Here is a 15,889-nt window from a genome sequence, read left to right as displayed (position 1 = left end):
GCATGGTGTTTGTCAGCGTGTCGAAGTTCTCGTACTTATCAATCAGGGCAATAAACTTCTCCGCAGATTTCCGGCTCTGCTCATAGCCGGTAACGGCCTTTTCCAGTTCCGTGATTTCCGCATGGAGAGCGTCCTGCTCTTTGGCATACTGTGCGTCCAGGGCCTCATACCGGGCGTCCGGCAGCTTGCCCAGGGCGTTGTCCTCATAGATTTTGCAAATCAGCTTTTCCAGTTCCCCGGCCCGCTTTTGGGCGGCGGCCAGCCGTTTCCGCTTCTTGGATATATCGGCGGTCTGCTGGGCGGCCTGCGTTTCCTGGACGGTGCGGATAAACTCGGCCCGGTCATTCTTGGAATACTCCGCGATGGCCCGGAGCATATCGGTTATCAGGGTCAGGACAGCCTCGGCCCGGATGCGGTGCTGTGTGGGGCAAAGGGAGCCGATAGGGTACTTGCTGTACTGGCTGCAAGTAAACTGTGGGTCACGCTTGCCGTTATTGACGCGATGGACATACATCTTGCCGCCGCAGTCGGCGCAGTACATCAGGCCGGTCAGAGGGTGGGCCTCGCCCCAGCCATCCGGGTAGCGCCGGACATTTGCCCGGATGCGCTGCACATTGTCAAAGGTTTCCTGGTCGATGATGGCCTCATGGGTATTCTCGAAAATCGTCCACTCGCTTTCGTCAACATAGTGGCTTTTCTTGTCCTTGAAGTGCTTGCGGGTCTTGAAATTGACTGTATGGCCTAAATACTCCCGCTTTTTCAGGATTTCAACAACGGTAGAGGCACTCCAACGATAAATATCCGCAAAGGTCTTGTTCTTGTTTACTCCTTCGCCATAGCGGGCAAGGTGAACGGCGGGCATTTCGATTTTTTCTTCTGACAACTTGGTTGCGATCTGATAGGGGCCGTAGCCCTCCATCGTCAGGGAAAAGATGCGGCGTACCACTTCGGCGGCTTCTTCGTCAACAAGCCAGTGTTCCCGCTTCTCGTCCCACAGATAGCCGTAGATAACGGTGCCGGTCAGGTGCTTGCCGCTCATGCCCTTGGGCTTGAACACGGAGCGGATTTTCCGGCTGGTATCGCGGGCGTAAAACTCATGATACACTATATGTTCTTTGCTAAAGATTTTGGGACTCTTTTTGGATTTCTCCTTTTCAAATTCAGCATCCAAACCTTCCGAAATAAGAAGCAGCATCTCCAGTTCCGGTTTTGTGCAGTACTTCTTCACATCCTTAATTTGGCCTTTGTATTCTTTGGGAATCGTCAGTTGGTCACTTAATTTGTCGCCGATTCTCAAAACATGGACATCCCCATGATACAGATTGAGTGCAGCTTTTACAGCAGAACTTTTTCCGATCTGCCTTGCATGATAGGGAACCAAGTTCAGCAAATCATCTTCTGTAAATATCAGCTTATCATGTTCCAACAGCATTTTAATGATCTCAAGCTCATTTGGTCCCTCACACATAATCAGATATTTCATCTCATTAGCTCCTTTTTCAAGGCCATGAGATCTTCATAATTCACGGAAGTATGAAAAACATCGTTGTAAAACTGTCGGCTTTTCAAAAGCTCTGATCTGATGTTGTAGGTTTCATACATATTATCCAGATAAATTTCGTGATCCGATTTGGCGATCCAAATGTTATCCTGGCGATTAAACAAGTCCAGAACTTCACAATAATGGGTTGTGAATATCAGTGTAGCCGATTTCTTATTCACCGTCTTATCCTTGAATAGGCTGATCATATTTTCCACCAAAGTTTTGTGAAAATGATTTTCCACTTCATCGATCAGCAGATCAAACCCATTTTCCAGCGCCGCAACCACAAAAATATAGAGCAGAACGCCCTTCGTTGTACCACTGGAAAGCATATAAACCAATTCAGAATCAGAGAGTTCTTTGACACAGTCCTGATAGACGAGCCTATAATTCTTTTCATCCATCATCTCCAAGCTCTGAATTTTGTCATCGAAAATCTTAATGACCTTGGCCAGAACTTCTTTCGATATTTCATAGGTCTTCATCGCTTTGAACACCAGGCGATATGTGTCTGCGCCCTCACCCTCGCAATTGAAGTAAACTGCGCGGGTGGCCTTCTTTTTGAGCACAAAGAACACAATGGATGTGTCTTCCGGAAGCTCTCCCAAATCCTTGATCTCTTCAAACCCTTCGTCAGAATAAATTTTATTCACATTGGATTTGTAGTACTTTTTCCGATAGATATGCTGCTCTGTAAAATTGGCCCGGCTTCCCAAATTCGGATCTGCTTTCAAAATGGTATTGTATTTATAAATGTAGTCCTCATGATAGAACATGATTTCCAATTTTACATTGTCATAATCATAGTGCTTATTTTCCAAACGAAATTCACTGAGAATAGAATAACCGCATTCCATCAGCTCAATTGCAGAAGTTTTGCCGGATGCATTTTTTCCAACAAAGGCCATCGTATTAAACGCATACAGTTCTTCTGCAATTTCCTGCAGCTCATATTCCTTATCTTCACTAGTTTTCTTGGATTTTGCCACAAGATCGATTGTAAAATCATCGCAGCAATTTTTATAGTTTGATGCACGAATCCTCAACAGTTTCATCCAACACTTCCTCCTTTGCTTCCATCTATATTTATTATAGCACAGAAACTGATTTAAACAATATTTTTGTTTAAATTCATTTCGAAGTTTTGTTTCCGCTGGATATACCATATTTTTACCTTCAAAAAAGATTATATGGACTTCTTTGGAATTCATACACCAAAAGATACTCAATGCAGATTGCTTCTCTCAAACAGAAAAGCACACGGGGCAAAACCGTGTACTTTTTCTTCTTATTGATCTGCATGCCAAGTGTAGCCGCTCACCTCTGGTGTCCTTGTTTTTGGTGCTCCATCCGCTCCAGAAGGTCCAGCGCCTTGTTGATCCGTTCTTTGATCTGCCGGGGCGTCATATGTTTGGGAAAGCGCTTTTGAACCCACTTCCCATCCAATGTGATCTTGTGCTCCAGCGGTTTCTCCTCCCTCATGATCCGTTCGATCTGATCCTGTTCCAGCTTCCCTTCCTGACTCAGCTCTTTCATCTGCCGGGCCTGTGCTATGGAGGGAATTGCTTCATCCTGCTCCATCACCAGAAGCAGGCAGGATTGTTCCTTCTCCGTCAGGTGGGAGAGAAAATCCGCAGCAGCCACAAGCTTCAATGTGCCGTTGTCCACCTGATCCATCAGGGCTGGAATGAGCTTATTCAGCCGGATATACCGCTGGACTTGTGTTTTACTCTCTTGCACTTGTTGGGCTAAAAGTTCATTGGCACGCTGCCCCTCCAACTTCGGACCAACTTGGTCCGAAGTTAAATCACTTCGCTCCCCCTGCCGTTTCATGGCATCCAGCTTCAGCTTATATGCCCTGGCCTTTTCACTGGGCAGCAGATCCTCCCGATTGATATTGAAGTCCACCACCAGAATGTCTGCTTCCTCGTCCGAATAGGATCGGACAATGGCCGGACGGGTATCCAGCCCTACGGCCCGTGCACAGTAGTCCCGCCGATGTCCGGCTATGATCTCATATCCTCCTTCCTTGCGAGGTCGGACAATCATCGGTTCCATAATCCCAAACTGCTCCACGCTGTCCATCAGCCGCACCAAATCGGCTGTGGGACGGTCAATGGTGTAGGGCTGGCGCTGATAGGGAAAAACCTGGTCGGCCGGAAGAATCTTCACCTGCTCTCCCTGGTCCGCCTGCCGCTCTTCCTGTGATTTGAACAGGTCATCGAACTTGGTCAACTGAATGTTTTTCACGCTGCTTGCCACAGTTCAGCACCTCTTTCGTCAGATTTGCATAAGCCTGCGCCACCTTTCCTCCTGGATCGTGCTCAAAGATGCTTTTGTTCTCTACGCTGATCTCCGCTGCCCGGATGGAGCGCGGAATCTCGCTGGCAAAAACCCGGCTGCCATAGGTATTCCGGAGCAGCTCTCCAATGCCCTTGGCCAGAGTGGTGCGGCTGTCCACCATGGTCAGCAGAATGCCCTCCACCTCCAGCCTGGGATTGAGCTGCCGCTTGACACGGGCCACAGTTTTCAGCAGCTGCTCCAGACCTTTGGCCGGGAGATAATGGGCCTGTACCGGGATGATCACGCTGTCTGCTGCAGTCAGAGCGTTGATGGTCAGCATCCCCAGAGAAGGCATACAGTCGATGATGGCATAATCATACTTTCCCTTCACCGTGGAAAGATATTGCCGCAGCACCGTTTCCCGGCTTATGGTATTGACCAGTGTCACCTCCGTGGCAGAAAGCTCGATGTTGGCCGGAAGCAGATGAACGCCGTCCCGGTGCTGTAAAATGCCTTCTCCCAGCACCACAGGCTGGTCGGTGATGATTTTCTCCATCAGGTCTGCCAAGGTGGGAGAAAGCTCGTCTGGTTGGGACCATCCCAGTATCTGGGTCAGATTCCCCTGGGCATCGGCATCGATCAGCAGCACTCTTCTGCCCTTCCGTGCAAGACCAATGCCCAGACTGGCCGCCGTGGTGGTTTTCCCCACCCCTCCCTTCTGATTTGCCAACGCAATGGTTTTCATAAAACGCCTTCTTTCTCTTTCAGCTGGTATACTTGTCTTACTCTATCCGTCTTATTTCCTTTCGGTTTCCGAAACTGTTGTTCTTCGTTTTTCGAAAGTCAAAAAGGGGCATACCGATCCCTACCTTTTCGATTTTCGAAAATACGGCCTTTCGGATTACCCCAGTTCTTTCCCTGCGAAATTTTTGATATAGATGATGGATGGCTTCCCCTGGCCCTGCCGCACCCTTTCGATCAGTCCGATGCCCTTTTTGCTGTCCAGTTCCGCCAGGAGTTTTGTGGCCTTTTCGCTTTTGCAATGCAGCATCTGCATGACCTCTTCCACTGGAAAAAAGATATACACCCGGCCCTGATCGTCCAACCAGCGGTTTTTCATGGACAGGCTTATTCGGTCCAGCATCAGGCCGTACAACACTTTGGCATCGGTGGAAAGCTTTCTGAAGTGTTCCGAAGTCATCAGCAGTTTGGGAATGCGATAAAAAGAAAACTGCTCTCCCTCACAGCCATAATAATATGGAAAGGATGAACGATTGGGTGTTTTGGTATCTTCCATAAGCATACTTCCTCATAAAAATACCGCCCGGAGATTTCTCTTCGGACGGCGATTTGCGTAATGTGATAGATATTATTTTTGCATTTTCCTTGATTTCCAAGGGTTCCAGCCGATTTCCTAATATGATCGCCCCGACCGGGCCTACTGGACCCACCGGACCTACCGGGCCCAGCGGAGAAACAGGAACCGCTGCCACTCTGGCGGTGGGCAATGTCACCACAGGTGCCCCTGGCACACAAGCCGCTGTAACCAATGTGGGATCGCCGCAAAACGCCATTCTGGACTTTACCATTCCCCAGGGCACCGACGGCACCCCTGCTACTTCCAGCTCTCTGTGGGCCACCAACCCCTCGGTGACTCTGAATGCCAAACAGGCGCTTCCTTTGACTATCAGCTACAACTCGCCCAACAGCGGTATCACCGTCAACGGCACAATCGTGACATTGCCGGCTGGTACCTATCTGGTGAGCTATACAGTCAACTCGGAGTCTGGCGGAACTGGTTCCGGCTCCACTGCGATCACCACCTTAGCGGCTCAGGCAAATGGAGCCACGATCCCCACTTCCCAGTCTTTGGCCCTGCAGGAACGGGGCGACATCATGCCGTTGTCCTCGACTTTCCTGCTCCGCGCCACCGACCCCACTTCCTTGCAGTTGGTCAACGACACCACCAACACCTACCCGACCAATTACACCAACCTGAACCTAACCGTTGTAAAGCTTTCTTAGATCCCGCGAAAAAGCGCCCCTGTTTGCACAGGGGCGCTTTTCTTATTCAGAGAACAGGAGGGAATGACCAAAGCAGTGCCAAAAACTAAATTCCCTTCCAGCCGCAGGCCAAAAGAGCGCCGGCCGCTCCGCAGGCCCATTGAGCGGACAGACCCTCCGGCAAACGAATTTCACCAATGGGCTGTGCGCTTCCATAAACATCCATAATCTCCCTTTGCTGTGATACCATCCCCCCTCCTTCGGTGGAGGACAAAGAGAGGGTGCTCCTTTCGGTACCATAGGTGATCACCGTCTGGGCCTGCAAACAGCGGGATAACCCAGCGGCATCCTTTCCATACGCCACCAGAGCGTATGTGCTGCACGCAGGAATTTCTTCCACCCCTGACATCGGTCCGGCCAGAATCACATCATACACTCCCCCCCTTTGCAAGGGCACTTGTTCCAAAAAGATCCCTTGCTGGGCGGCCAACTGCTGCAGATATCTTGCCGCTTTTCTTTTTCCTTCCCCTATCACTGCAATTTTCATTTCTTTTCCCCCAGTATCGTCTAGTGTAAACAGATCCAGGGGGAAATATACAAAAAATATGCCGCGGAAAGATTCCGCGGCATATCAATGTTTTCTGGAGAAAAGCTATTTATGAAACAGTTTCTTTGTCTGGTAATTGGGTTCGCAAGTGAGATTAACTCCCAGATTGCGGAAAACATTGTCATCCACCTGAGCCAGGATCACAGTGGAATGGGCTTCGCAGCCCTTGAGTTTCCCCAGCTGTTTGACAGCCAGCTCGGCCACCGGATTGGTAGCGGCACTGATGGTCAGGGCAATCAGCACTTCATCGGTGTGCAGACGGGGGTTTTTATTGCCCAAATATCCGGTTTTCAAACGCTGGATCGGTTCAATGATCGTGGGAGAAAGTAGATGAATATCCGGATTGATACCGCCCAGATATTTCAGCGCATTGATGAGCATAGCGGAAGACGCCCCCAGCAAAGAAGATGTTTTGCCGGTAACAATGGTTCCATCGGGCAATTCCATGGCTGCGGCCGGTTCTCCGGTTTCTTCCGCTTTGTCAATGGCCGGCTGGACCACAGGACGCATGGAGGGATCCACTCCCGCCTGGGTCATGACGCTTTCCACCTTGTGCACCGCTTCTTCATCCACGCGGCCCACCCGGTAATCGCACATCACCTTATAATAACGGCGGACAATCTCCATTTTGGCCGCTTCTCGCACTGCTTCATCATCGGTTACGCAGAAGCCTGCCATATTGACGCCCATATCAGTGGGGGATTTGTAAGGACTTTCTCCCGCAATGGTCTCAAACATGGTATTGAGTACCGGGAACACTTCGATATCCCGGTTGTAATTCACCGCAGTTTTACCATAAGCTTCCAGGTGATAGGGGTCGATCATATTCACATCGTTGAGATCTGCGGTAGCTGCTTCATAGGCCAGGTTCACCGGGTGCTTGAGGGGCAGATTCCACACAGGGAAAGTTTCAAACTTGGCATATCCCGCGCTGATGCCCCGCTTGTACTCATGGTACAGCTGAGAAAGGCACACAGCCATTTTGCCGCTGCCCGGGCCGGGAGCCGTCACCACTACCAGGGGACGGGAGGTCTCCACATACTGGTTTTTGCCATACCCTTCGTCGCTGACAATAAGCGGCACATTGGTGGGATAGCCGGGAATGGGATAATGGAGGTAGACCTTCAGTCCCAGGTGCTCCAGCTTGGTTTTAAACTGGTCGGCAGCAGCTTGTCCGTTGTAACGGGTGATCACCACACTGCCAACATAAAGCCCGATGCTGCGGAATGCGTCGATGAGACGCAGCACATCGGCATCGTAAGTGATGCCCAAATCGCCCCGGACTTTGTTTTTCTCAATATCGGCAGCGTTGATGGCCATCACCACCTCGGCCTTGTCTGCCAAGGTCTGAAGCATACGCACCTTGCTGTCAGGCGCAAAACCAGGCAGCACCCGGGATGCGTGGAAATCATCAAACAGCTTGCCGCCAAACTCCAGATAAAGCTTGCCGCCAAACTGCTTGATTCTCTCCAGGATATGCTGGGACTGCATGCTCAGATATTGCTCATTGTCAAAACCTGTTCGAACCATAGATCATACCCCCATATTCATTTTATTGCAACAATGTTTTACATTATAACACTGCCCCCACCATTTTTCAATGTCTTTTATTACAAAAAAGCGCTGCGCAAAGCATTCTCCACTTTTTCCCTGCTGGCGGCTCCCTCATGCATTTTCACCCCGCCCACAAAATAGCAAGGGACATAATAATAATCATAGGAATCGGCCAGGGCCGCTTCTTTTCTCTCGTCCACCACACGGACAGGGATCTCCCGCAGCTCCGGGTATTCCTCCATCAACTCTTCCTGCCACTTGAGGGCCTCCACGCAATACGGACAGTTTTTCAGCACAAACAACATGACTTCTTTCAAAGCATTCCCTCCTTTTCCCTTTTATTATGGCTCAAATTTAGCTCCCAATGCCCGGGCCATATCGATGGCCTGCTGCACATCGATCCGGGCTTCTCTGAAATCCGCCCCCAAAATATCCGTGGCTCTCAGATTGCTGTCCCGGAGATCCGATTGCCGGAAACTGGCGCCGCTGATCATGGCCCCTTCAAAATCACAGTTTTTGATCCGGCACTTTTCCAGCTTGGCCCGGTTCAGATCCGCTCCCCGGAAATTGATGTTCTCCAGCTGCATTTTGTAGAAATCCATTTCCCGCAGATCGGTATAGGACCAATCGCCACCGATGATCTGAATGGATGCCGTATTGGCCCCCACAAACACCGTTCCCGTCAGCTTGCACTCTTCGAATACCGCTGCAAAAAGACCGGCGTACTGAAAAGTACAGTTGACAATGGAGCAATTCTCAAATCGGCAGGCCCCCAGCCTGGCTCCTGTAAAACGGCATTTTTCAAAGTTGCAGTTTTTGAATACCGATTCAGAAAAGTCCCCGCCGTCAAAACGGCAATCGTGAAACTTCAGATCTTCCATCTGCTGTTCCGGCTCTTTGACCCCTGTAAAATCCTGCCCATCGTACTCCTTTTGTTCAAACATCCTCATTCCCCCGAAATTTAAGATGGCGGAGAATCTTCTTCTCCGCCACTTCTTTTCAATATGAAATCATTTTACTGCATCCGCAGATCATTGTAAAGCGCAACATGGAAAATATCTCATCAATGGGCGTGAGCATGACCTACGCTCAAGGCAAATGCCAAAGCCAGACCCAAGAGCAGCCACAGAAACCAGAGCTTCCCCTGTTTTTGTTCCATCTGACTCATCTCAAATCCTGCGGCAAAGACCATGGAACCGGCCGCCAGGGACAGGCACAGAGAAAGCAGTCCTTCCGGCATCGCCCCAGCCAGTGTTCCCAGTACCGATCCCGCCACCAGAGGCAAACCGCACACCACTGACAAAAGAAAAACTTTGCCCCGGGCAAATCCACCTTGCAGCAGAGGAAAAGCCATGGCCATTCCCCCGGGCACATTGTGCAGGGCGATCAGGCCAGCCCGTTCCCATGCATGTGCTCCGGCTGCCGCACCAATGACAAAGCCTTCCGGCAGATTGTGCAGCATCAGAGCAGCCAGCATCATCAGGCCGGCCGAAACCATCCGCCCCTGTTTTTCCCCTTCCCGTCTGCTTTCGGCCTTTTCGGCAGCCCATACCAACAGACCTCCGCCCACAAGCCCCAGGGCCACTGTCCACAGCGTGCCATGGGCCACCGCTTCCGGCAGAAGATCAAAAAATGCCATGCCCAGCATGATACCAGCTGTAAAATACAGCAGGCCCTGTATAGGCAACGATTTTTTGCCCCACAATACCGCGGCCAGTCCTCCCAATCCAGTGCCGCCCATGCCGGCCAGTACCGCCAATAAAATTCCCTGCTCCATCTGAATGACCTCTTTCCTCACCGGGCCGTTCTGCCCTTTTTCCATGTCTCCCCTATGGATATTATTTTGGGGGCCAGGATATTCTAAAATATTTTTCCCAGCAGCCCATGTCAAACGGTCGATTGCCGCCAAAACTGCCCTCATGCTCCCATGCTTCGGAACAAAGCTTGCAGCTTTGCCCGATACACATTATAATAATTATATCACCATGGATGGATTTTTCCACATGGCAATCACAAGGAGGAAATCGGGATGAACACAAAATTCAATGAAAAGACCCACGCTACCCTCATTGGTTTGTTTTACAAACACCTGAAAGAGGCGTATGGCTGCGCCGGTATCGGCTGCTTTGTCAAGTGCTCCCAAAAGATGGCCGAACAGCGGGGAGCCCGTATGGCGCTGCGTGCCTTGCGGGATGGACATCAGCTGAATTTCAAGTCCTACATGGCCTATGGGGAATGGACCTCTACTTTCCCTCGCCGTTCGGAAGAAGTGGGTGTTTATCCCGACAAAGAGACCCGCAGCTTTTTGTGTGCTTGGCGTGATACCTTTGAAGAAATGGGTCTGGTGGAATGCGGCAAGATTTATTGCAAGGAGATCGACCGGGGCATTGTCCGCGGTTTTAACCCGGATCTGACCTTTGAACTGAAAAGCTATCTCCATGACAGTCCTTGCTGCGATATGGTCTTCAAGGACGCCGCTCTGGGGGAAGATGTGCCCATGAATGCCCAGGCCAAGATGCCTTGGGAATATCATTGCGGTCATGTGTATAAAACGTACCGTAAAAATATCCTGGCCATTTATCCCCAGGACGGCCAAAAAGTAGTGGATCAGGTGGAAAAGGACTTTGTCCAGGCTTTCGGCGAAGAAGCCATGGAAACGCTCCGTTCGTACCTCTCCACCGATTTCAACACCATCGGATGAGTAACCCACAAAACAATCCTCTTTCTGCCATTCCTGCTCCGCTTCTCCACTGGTACGACCAAGGGGCCCGTGTGCTTCCCTGGCGCAGCCATCCCACACCTTATCGTGTGTGGGTATCGGAGATCATGCTGCAGCAAACCCGGGTAGAGGCTGCACTTCCCTATTTCACCCGTTTTATGGATGCGCTTCCTACCATCGAAAGCCTGGCCTACGCTCCGGAAGAGCAGCTTCTCAAGCTGTGGGAAGGCTTGGGGTATTACAGCCGTGTTCGCAATTTGCAGAAAGCTGCCCGGATGGTGCTGGATGAATTTGGCCACCAGCTGCCTTCTGATCCCCTTTTGCTGCAAAAGCTGCCGGGTATCGGAGACTATTCTGCGGGGGCCATCGCTTCCATCGCCTACGGCCAGCCCGTCCCAGCTGTGGACGGCAATGTGCTGCGGGTGATCTCTCGCCTTCTGGCCAGTTTTGACTGCGTTTCCGATACCGCTGTAAAAAAAAGACTGCGACAGCTGGTGGCGCAGGTGATCCCGCCGGACCGGCCCGGTGATTTCAACCAGGCGCTGATGGAATTGGGAGCCACCGTCTGCCTGCCCAATGGGCAGCCTTTGTGCCTCACTTGCCCGCTTCTTTCCCTGTGCCAGGGCCGGGCCCAGGGAGTGGAACTGTCCCTGCCGGTAAAAGCGGCCAAAAAACCCCGGCGAACGGTGGAGCGTACGGTTCTGCTTCTGTGGAATGGGGAGCAGGTTCTTCTGCGGAAACGGCCACCCAAAGGACTGTTGTCCTCTCTCTGGGAATTTCCCGGCATGGAGGAAGTGCTTTCTGCCCAGCAGATTCAGGAAACCTTACTTGAGCGGGGCATCGTTCCTCTGTCACTGGAACCCATTGGCCAGCACACCCATATTTTTTCCCATGTGGAATGGAAGATGACCGGATGGGAAGTAAAATGCCATTCCTTTTCACCTTCCCCAAACTGCCTTTGGGCTGCGCCGAACCAACTGGCCCACGAGTATGCTCTGCCATCGGCTTTCCGCCCATTCACTCAATGGATCTTGGACAAAAATCCCTGAATGCAACAAAAAAGAGCCAGGACAAAATGTCCGGCTCTTTTTTATGTCTCTGTTACGAACCTAATACTTCGGTAAGGCCTTCGGTGAGCTTGCTGGCCTGGTCGGAATAAGAAGTCATCTTCTCGGTCAGCTCCGTCATCTTGGTCTGAGCTTCTTCTATGGTATCAGGATTGGATGCCAGCTCCATCATCTCCAGAGTCAGATCCAGGATCTCCACACTGGCCTCAGCCCCTTCTTTGATCTTGGCCTGGGCATCGGCAAAATTTTCCGGAGCCGCCAGATTGGCCAGCTCGTCATACAAAGGACGCATCTGGTTGACCGTCTCGGTCAGGCTGGTCAAAGCCCCCTGGGGATCTTCAGTGGCCTGGCTTTGCGCTGCGGTGACATCTTCTGTCAGCTCACCGACTTTATTGCCGATCTCTGTGATCTTGGCCTTGTATTCCTCTTCTGTCAGGGTTGTGATGTTTCCTTCATCGTCATTTTCATCATTATTTTCGTTGTCGACACCGGTATCCTTTTCCCCGGTCTGACTGCTGTCTGTACCTTTGTCATCGGTACCTGCATCATCTTTGTTGCAACCCACCAGGGTGAGAACCATACCAGCCGCCAGCAGCAATGCCGCCAACCTTTTCAGCTTTATGCTATTCATTGTTTTCTCCCATTCCCTTTCTCTGGTTTGGCCTGTTCGGCATACTTATTATATCAGAATTTCCCTATTGGAGCAAGTCTTTTCCCCCTCTTCTCCCCTTCCGCTCTTGCCAAAAGAAAGCAGACAGGATATACTATCCTCTGTCGGTATTGTCCGGAATTTCATTACTTGGAGGAAACCATGTCAAAGCGTGTGAATCTTCTGGAGGGGAATATTCTTTCCTCTCTCACCAAACTGGCTCTGCCCATCATGGCCACTTCCCTTGTCAACATGGCCTACAATATGACCGATATGATCTGGATCGGCCGGGTAGGACCGGGCGCGGTAGCCGCCGTAGGCGCAGCAGGTATGTATATGTGGCTCTCCCAAGGAATTGCCGTGCTGGCCCGTATGGGCGGCCAGGTAAAGGTAGCCCAGAGCCTGGGAGCCGGAGATGCGCCGTTGGCCGGGCGCTTTGCCCAGAACTCCCTTCAGCTGGGACTTCTGCTCTCCACAGTTTTCACCTTGATTATGCTGATTTTCAACAAACCTTTGATCGGCTTTTTCAATCTGAACGATCCCACCGTTGTGCGGGATGCCCGTATCTATCTGGTGGTCGTTTCTCTGGGCATTGTTTCTTCGGTAACGCTCTTGGTTTTTACCGGACTGATCACCGCTACAGGCAACAGCAAAACCCCATTTATTGCCACAGTCTTAGGGCTTTTGCTCAACATCGTGCTGGATCCTCTGCTGATCTTCGGCCTGGGCCCCATTCCCGCCATGGGCGTGGGGGGTGCGGCAGCCGCTACCGTTCTGGCACAGATGCTGGTGGTTGTGATCTTTCTTCTCTACGCCCGCCGGGATACCCATCTGTTCTGCCATGTGCAGATACGCCGCCGGCCGGAACTTCCTCTTCTGCGGGAGCTTCTCCGCATCGGCCTGCCTTCTGCCATGCAGAGTATGCTCTTTACTTTGGTGTCCATGGTCATTGCCCGGCTGATCGCCTCCTGGGGTGATGCAGCGGTGGCCGTTCAGAAGGTGGGCAGTCAGATCGAAAGCATCTCCTGGATGACAGCCGATGGCTTTTCTGCTGCTGTCAGCTCCTTTGTGGGGCAGAATTACGGCGCAGGCAACCTCCAGCGAGCGAAAAAAGGTTACTGGACCAGTCTGATTACCATTGTGGGCTGGGGTATTTTCTCATCCCTCTTGCTGATTTTCTGCGCTGCTCCCATTTTCCGCATCTTTATTCCTCAGGAATCGGTTCTGCCTTTGGGCGTGGATTATCTGGTGATCCTAGGTGTCTCTCAGATACCCATGTGTGTGGATATCATTACCGCCGGTGCTTTTGCCGGATTTGGCCACACACTGCCCCCTTCCCTGGCCACTACCCTTTTGGTGGCTTCCCGTATTCCCATGGCTATGGTTCTTTCCCGCACTGCATTGGGACTCAACGGCATCTGGTGGAGCATTTCCATCACCAGCATTCTCCGCGGACTTGTACTGCTCTGCCTGATCCTGATTTTCTTCCGCCGCATGGCTAAAAAGAAGAAAACCACCACTTCTCTTTCCCAGTAAGAACAAAAAACAGGGACGATGAAAAATCGTCCCTGTTTTTCTTTTAATCATTTTTCCGGAATACCTTAATGATCAGCTGTCCGTTCTCCAGCCTCGCTTCGGCCTGGTCCACCATTTGTCCGATGAGCTGCAATTCCGAATTGTGGCAATCCTCATCTTCGCCGGCAAGCCCCCAGAAATAGGCTTCGATAGCCTCATTACGCCCCACCTTCAAATAGCGGTTCAGCCGATCCACTTGCTTTTCCATATCCTGTCCATCGCTGCACAAACTGGTAAAGCAAATTTCCATTCCATCCGGCCTGCGGTGCAGATCCATATGAATATCCTCGGCTCCGGCGTTGAACTGAAAAATAATCAGCTCATCGATGATCCGGCCGATTTTTTGCCGCATTTCACTCATGTTCCTTTTCTCTCCTTATTGCCTGGATCAGCGGCAGCAGTACAATGCAAACCAAGCCCGCTGAAAAACCATTGTTATACAAATTCAATCCTCCATGGAGGACCCCCACATTAAGAACCACCGAGGCATGAATCACCCCGGCAATGATACCCCATACCGGCCCGAAATGGCCTGCGATGGGAGCCAAACCCGTGGAAAACAATGCAGCCAGCATAACCGCCGGGTCGGTGAGATCCCACACCATACACCAGGAGCTGATAACGACCCCCAGCATCACCCAGAAGATGTTGCGCATATGTTTGCCGAAAGCGCCGAATCCCACAATCGTCAAAACGCCGCCGATGGTAGGGCCATTGAGCTGTCCGCCCACCAACAGAACATAGCCTGTGGCAAAAAGGCCGACCACACCCATATTCATCAAAGTCACCGGATACCCATCCATCATCACAAAGTCCGCGATGGCACGCCCCGAGTGACGGGTCAGCCGCCACAATCCCCGAAAACTACGGCCATTATAATACCAGCCGGTGCCGATCATCAATAAAAACATCACCAGCAGATATAGCCCTAACGGCAGATTATTGCCTTCACTCCACACCAGGCGGGAGGGAAAATCGCTGCCAAAAGAACGAAGCAGCGACACCAATACCATCCCCACCAGGCCAGCTGCAAACCCTACATTGTAGAGATTATAGCCCTGGTGAACACGCATGGTATAAGCGGCGATGGAAGGCAGTACAAAGCCAATAAGCAGCCCCACTAAAGTGGGAAAAACCATGCGAGGCAATGTGGGCCACTCTCTGGCCCACAAAGCCATTTCAGTAACAATGGGAGACAAAGTGGTTCCGAACAAAGCAATATAAATATACCGGGCCAGATGTTCTTTCCGGTACAGAGAGTAGCAGAAAGCACCCAACAAGATAGGCAGGATATTCAGTAGGTTTTTCCCAAAAAGGGAGAAACCCGCCATAAGGAAGCAGCAGCTGATGCTCATTCCAGCAAAAGGAAGTTTCAGTGCCCGCAGCAGCAATACCGAAAAAGCCATGACCAATCCGGCATTACAAAACGCCGCCCCCATGGAAGCAATGCCGATATAGTCGGTAATCAGAGCGGCCGGCTGGGTAAGAATCTCCCCCATTCCCCGAAAAACTGCCATCGGGGAATCCACCAGAAAGGCAAAAACCACCATGGAAAATGCAAAAAACAGCAAAGTGGAAAACACATAATCACTGGAATGATCCTGAGAGTATCGGAATGTGATTTTCATGCAAGCCCCCTTCTCCGCACATTACTTGTTTTCTATCTTACCATATTGCTTTTCCCTGCACAAGGGTCAAAGTTCTGCTCTTGCTTCCCCACCGATTTTCTATCATTTTAGTATATACCAAAAGACACGCCGAATGGCGTGTCTTTTGGGGGAAATGGTGGGCCTTCAGGGACTCGAACCCGGGACCGTCCGGTTATGAGCCGGATGCTCTAACCAACTGAGCTAAAGGCCCGGCTATGGAAAAAGCCGCCGCATTTCTG

At 51.2% G+C, this 15,889-nt stretch carries 17 protein-coding genes and 1 tRNA gene; 4 read left to right on the top strand and 14 right to left on the bottom strand.

Translation table 11 applies throughout. The annotated features are described in order from the left end of the window. The 5 genes from H6A25_RS12045 to H6A25_RS12025 all read right to left on the bottom strand — a co-directional run. Positions 1–1,483 (bottom strand): recombinase family protein (locus tag H6A25_RS12045; protein ID WP_345941612.1); only part of this gene is annotated, 1,483 nt, incomplete at its 3' end. Further along, positions 1,480–2,598, bottom strand: a complete 1,119-nt coding sequence (locus H6A25_RS12040; protein ID WP_204752366.1) for an AAA family ATPase — start codon at positions 2,596–2,598, stop codon at positions 1,480–1,482. The genes H6A25_RS12045 and H6A25_RS12040, both read right to left, overlap by 4 nt. A gap of 262 nt (positions 2,599–2,860) precedes the next feature. Then, complete coding sequence (locus H6A25_RS12035) at positions 2,861–3,805, bottom strand: ParB/RepB/Spo0J family partition protein (RefSeq protein WP_204752365.1); 945 nt, start codon at positions 3,803–3,805, stop codon at positions 2,861–2,863. Then, positions 3,762–4,571, bottom strand: a complete 810-nt coding sequence (locus H6A25_RS12030; protein ID WP_204752364.1) for a ParA family protein — start codon at positions 4,569–4,571, stop codon at positions 3,762–3,764. The genes H6A25_RS12035 and H6A25_RS12030 overlap by 44 nt, the downstream gene beginning before the upstream one ends. A 156-nt stretch (positions 4,572–4,727) precedes the next feature. After that, positions 4,728–5,123, bottom strand: coding sequence for a replication initiator protein A (locus tag H6A25_RS12025; RefSeq protein ID WP_204752363.1), 396 nt, complete (start codon positions 5,121–5,123; stop codon positions 4,728–4,730). Between the two features lie 122 nt (positions 5,124–5,245). On the opposite strand from H6A25_RS12025, the gene H6A25_RS12020 reads away from it, so the two are divergent. Then, positions 5,246–5,851, top strand: coding sequence for a hypothetical protein (locus H6A25_RS12020; protein ID WP_204752362.1), 606 nt, complete (start codon positions 5,246–5,248; stop codon positions 5,849–5,851). A gap of 85 nt (positions 5,852–5,936) precedes the next feature. Here H6A25_RS12020 and H6A25_RS12015 read toward each other — a convergent pair whose 3' ends face one another. The 5 genes from H6A25_RS12015 to H6A25_RS11995 form a co-directional block, all read right to left on the bottom strand. After that, positions 5,937–6,377, bottom strand: coding sequence for a hypothetical protein (locus H6A25_RS12015; RefSeq protein ID WP_204752361.1), 441 nt, complete (start codon positions 6,375–6,377; stop codon positions 5,937–5,939). 105 nt (positions 6,378–6,482) lie between these two features. Continuing rightward, the gene (locus tag H6A25_RS12010) at positions 6,483–7,967 is read right to left on the bottom strand and encodes a DUF1846 domain-containing protein (RefSeq protein WP_204752360.1); all 1,485 of its coding nucleotides are present in this window, start codon (positions 7,965–7,967) and stop codon (positions 6,483–6,485) included. An 80-nt stretch (positions 7,968–8,047) separates the two neighbouring features. After that, positions 8,048–8,308: a thioredoxin family protein gene (locus tag H6A25_RS12005; protein WP_204752359.1), complete on the bottom strand. Its 261-nt coding sequence runs from the start codon at positions 8,306–8,308 to the stop codon at positions 8,048–8,050. A gap of 24 nt (positions 8,309–8,332) precedes the next feature. Beyond that, positions 8,333–8,935 carry a pentapeptide repeat-containing protein gene (locus tag H6A25_RS12000; protein WP_204752358.1) on the bottom strand — a complete coding sequence of 201 codons (603 nt, stop codon included), beginning with the start codon at positions 8,933–8,935 and terminating at the stop codon, positions 8,333–8,335. Between the two features lie 119 nt (positions 8,936–9,054). Beyond that, positions 9,055–9,813, bottom strand: a complete 759-nt coding sequence (locus H6A25_RS11995) for a ZIP family metal transporter (RefSeq protein WP_204752357.1) — start codon at positions 9,811–9,813, stop codon at positions 9,055–9,057. Between the two features lie 207 nt (positions 9,814–10,020). On the opposite strand from H6A25_RS11995, the gene H6A25_RS11990 reads away from it, so the two are divergent. Together H6A25_RS11990 and mutY are read left to right on the top strand one after the other, a co-directional pair. After that, positions 10,021–10,692 carry an L-2-amino-thiazoline-4-carboxylic acid hydrolase gene (locus tag H6A25_RS11990; protein WP_204752356.1) on the top strand — a complete coding sequence of 224 codons (672 nt, stop codon included), beginning with the start codon at positions 10,021–10,023 and terminating at the stop codon, positions 10,690–10,692. Further along, positions 10,689–11,759, top strand: coding sequence for an A/G-specific adenine glycosylase (gene mutY / locus H6A25_RS11985; RefSeq protein ID WP_204752355.1), 1,071 nt, complete (start codon positions 10,689–10,691; stop codon positions 11,757–11,759). Before H6A25_RS11990 ends, mutY begins: the two co-directional genes overlap by 4 nt. Positions 11,760–11,811: 52 nt before the next feature. Here the strand turns inward: mutY and H6A25_RS11980 are convergent, their stop codons facing one another. Then, positions 11,812–12,408: a hypothetical protein gene (locus H6A25_RS11980; RefSeq protein WP_204752354.1), complete on the bottom strand. Its 597-nt coding sequence runs from the start codon at positions 12,406–12,408 to the stop codon at positions 11,812–11,814. Between the two features lie 180 nt (positions 12,409–12,588). Between H6A25_RS11980 and H6A25_RS11975 the strand changes: the two genes are divergently transcribed. After that, entirely contained in the window at positions 12,589–13,962 is a 1,374-nt protein-coding gene (locus H6A25_RS11975) for an MATE family efflux transporter (RefSeq protein ID WP_204752353.1), read from the top strand. Between the two features lie 43 nt (positions 13,963–14,005). On the opposite strand, the gene H6A25_RS11970 is transcribed toward H6A25_RS11975, so the two are convergent. The 3 genes from H6A25_RS11970 to H6A25_RS11960 form a co-directional block, all read right to left on the bottom strand. After that, complete coding sequence (locus tag H6A25_RS11970) at positions 14,006–14,362, bottom strand: hypothetical protein (RefSeq protein WP_204752352.1); 357 nt, start codon at positions 14,360–14,362, stop codon at positions 14,006–14,008. Beyond that, a complete protein-coding gene (locus tag H6A25_RS11965; RefSeq protein ID WP_204752351.1) occupies positions 14,355–15,629 on the bottom strand; it encodes a DUF1576 domain-containing protein in 1,275 nt (424 codons plus the stop codon). Before H6A25_RS11965 ends, H6A25_RS11970 begins: the two co-directional genes overlap by 8 nt. 155 nt (positions 15,630–15,784) lie before the next feature. Further along, positions 15,785–15,861, bottom strand: a tRNA-Ile gene (locus H6A25_RS11960). Between the last annotated feature and the right edge of the window lie 28 nt (positions 15,862–15,889).

The sequence above is a fragment of the Intestinimonas butyriciproducens genome, assembly GCF_016901775.1.
In the GTDB taxonomy this organism is placed as follows: Bacteria; Bacillota; Clostridia; order Oscillospirales; family Butyricicoccaceae; genus Pseudobutyricicoccus.
Note: the sequence above shows the minus strand (reverse complement) of the source record. Positions and strands in the feature narration are given on the sequence as shown.

Coding starts and splice junctions, on each gene's coding strand:
- H6A25_RS12015 (WP_204752361.1), bottom strand. CDS start 6,377: ATGAAAATTGCAGTGATAGGGGAAGGAAAAAGAAAAGCGGCAAGATAT.
- H6A25_RS12020 (WP_204752362.1), top strand. CDS start 5,246: ATGATCGCCCCGACCGGGCCTACTGGACCCACCGGACCTACCGGGCCC.
- H6A25_RS12000 (WP_204752358.1), bottom strand. CDS start 8,935: ATGTTTGAACAAAAGGAGTACGATGGGCAGGATTTTACAGGGGTCAAA.
- H6A25_RS12010 (WP_204752360.1), bottom strand. CDS start 7,967: ATGGTTCGAACAGGTTTTGACAATGAGCAATATCTGAGCATGCAGTCC.
- H6A25_RS11965 (WP_204752351.1), bottom strand. CDS start 15,629: ATGAAAATCACATTCCGATACTCTCAGGATCATTCCAGTGATTATGTG.
- H6A25_RS11995 (WP_204752357.1), bottom strand. CDS start 9,813: ATGGAAAAAGGGCAGAACGGCCCGGTGAGGAAAGAGGTCATTCAGATG.
- H6A25_RS12040 (WP_204752366.1), bottom strand. CDS start 2,598: ATGAAACTGTTGAGGATTCGTGCATCAAACTATAAAAATTGCTGCGAT.
- H6A25_RS11990 (WP_204752356.1), top strand. CDS start 10,021: ATGAACACAAAATTCAATGAAAAGACCCACGCTACCCTCATTGGTTTG.
- mutY (WP_204752355.1), top strand. CDS start 10,689: ATGAGTAACCCACAAAACAATCCTCTTTCTGCCATTCCTGCTCCGCTT.
- H6A25_RS11975 (WP_204752353.1), top strand. CDS start 12,589: ATGTCAAAGCGTGTGAATCTTCTGGAGGGGAATATTCTTTCCTCTCTC.
- H6A25_RS12025 (WP_204752363.1), bottom strand. CDS start 5,123: ATGGAAGATACCAAAACACCCAATCGTTCATCCTTTCCATATTATTAT.
- H6A25_RS11970 (WP_204752352.1), bottom strand. CDS start 14,362: ATGAGTGAAATGCGGCAAAAAATCGGCCGGATCATCGATGAGCTGATT.
- H6A25_RS11980 (WP_204752354.1), bottom strand. CDS start 12,408: ATGAATAGCATAAAGCTGAAAAGGTTGGCGGCATTGCTGCTGGCGGCT.
- H6A25_RS12030 (WP_204752364.1), bottom strand. CDS start 4,571: ATGAAAACCATTGCGTTGGCAAATCAGAAGGGAGGGGTGGGGAAAACC.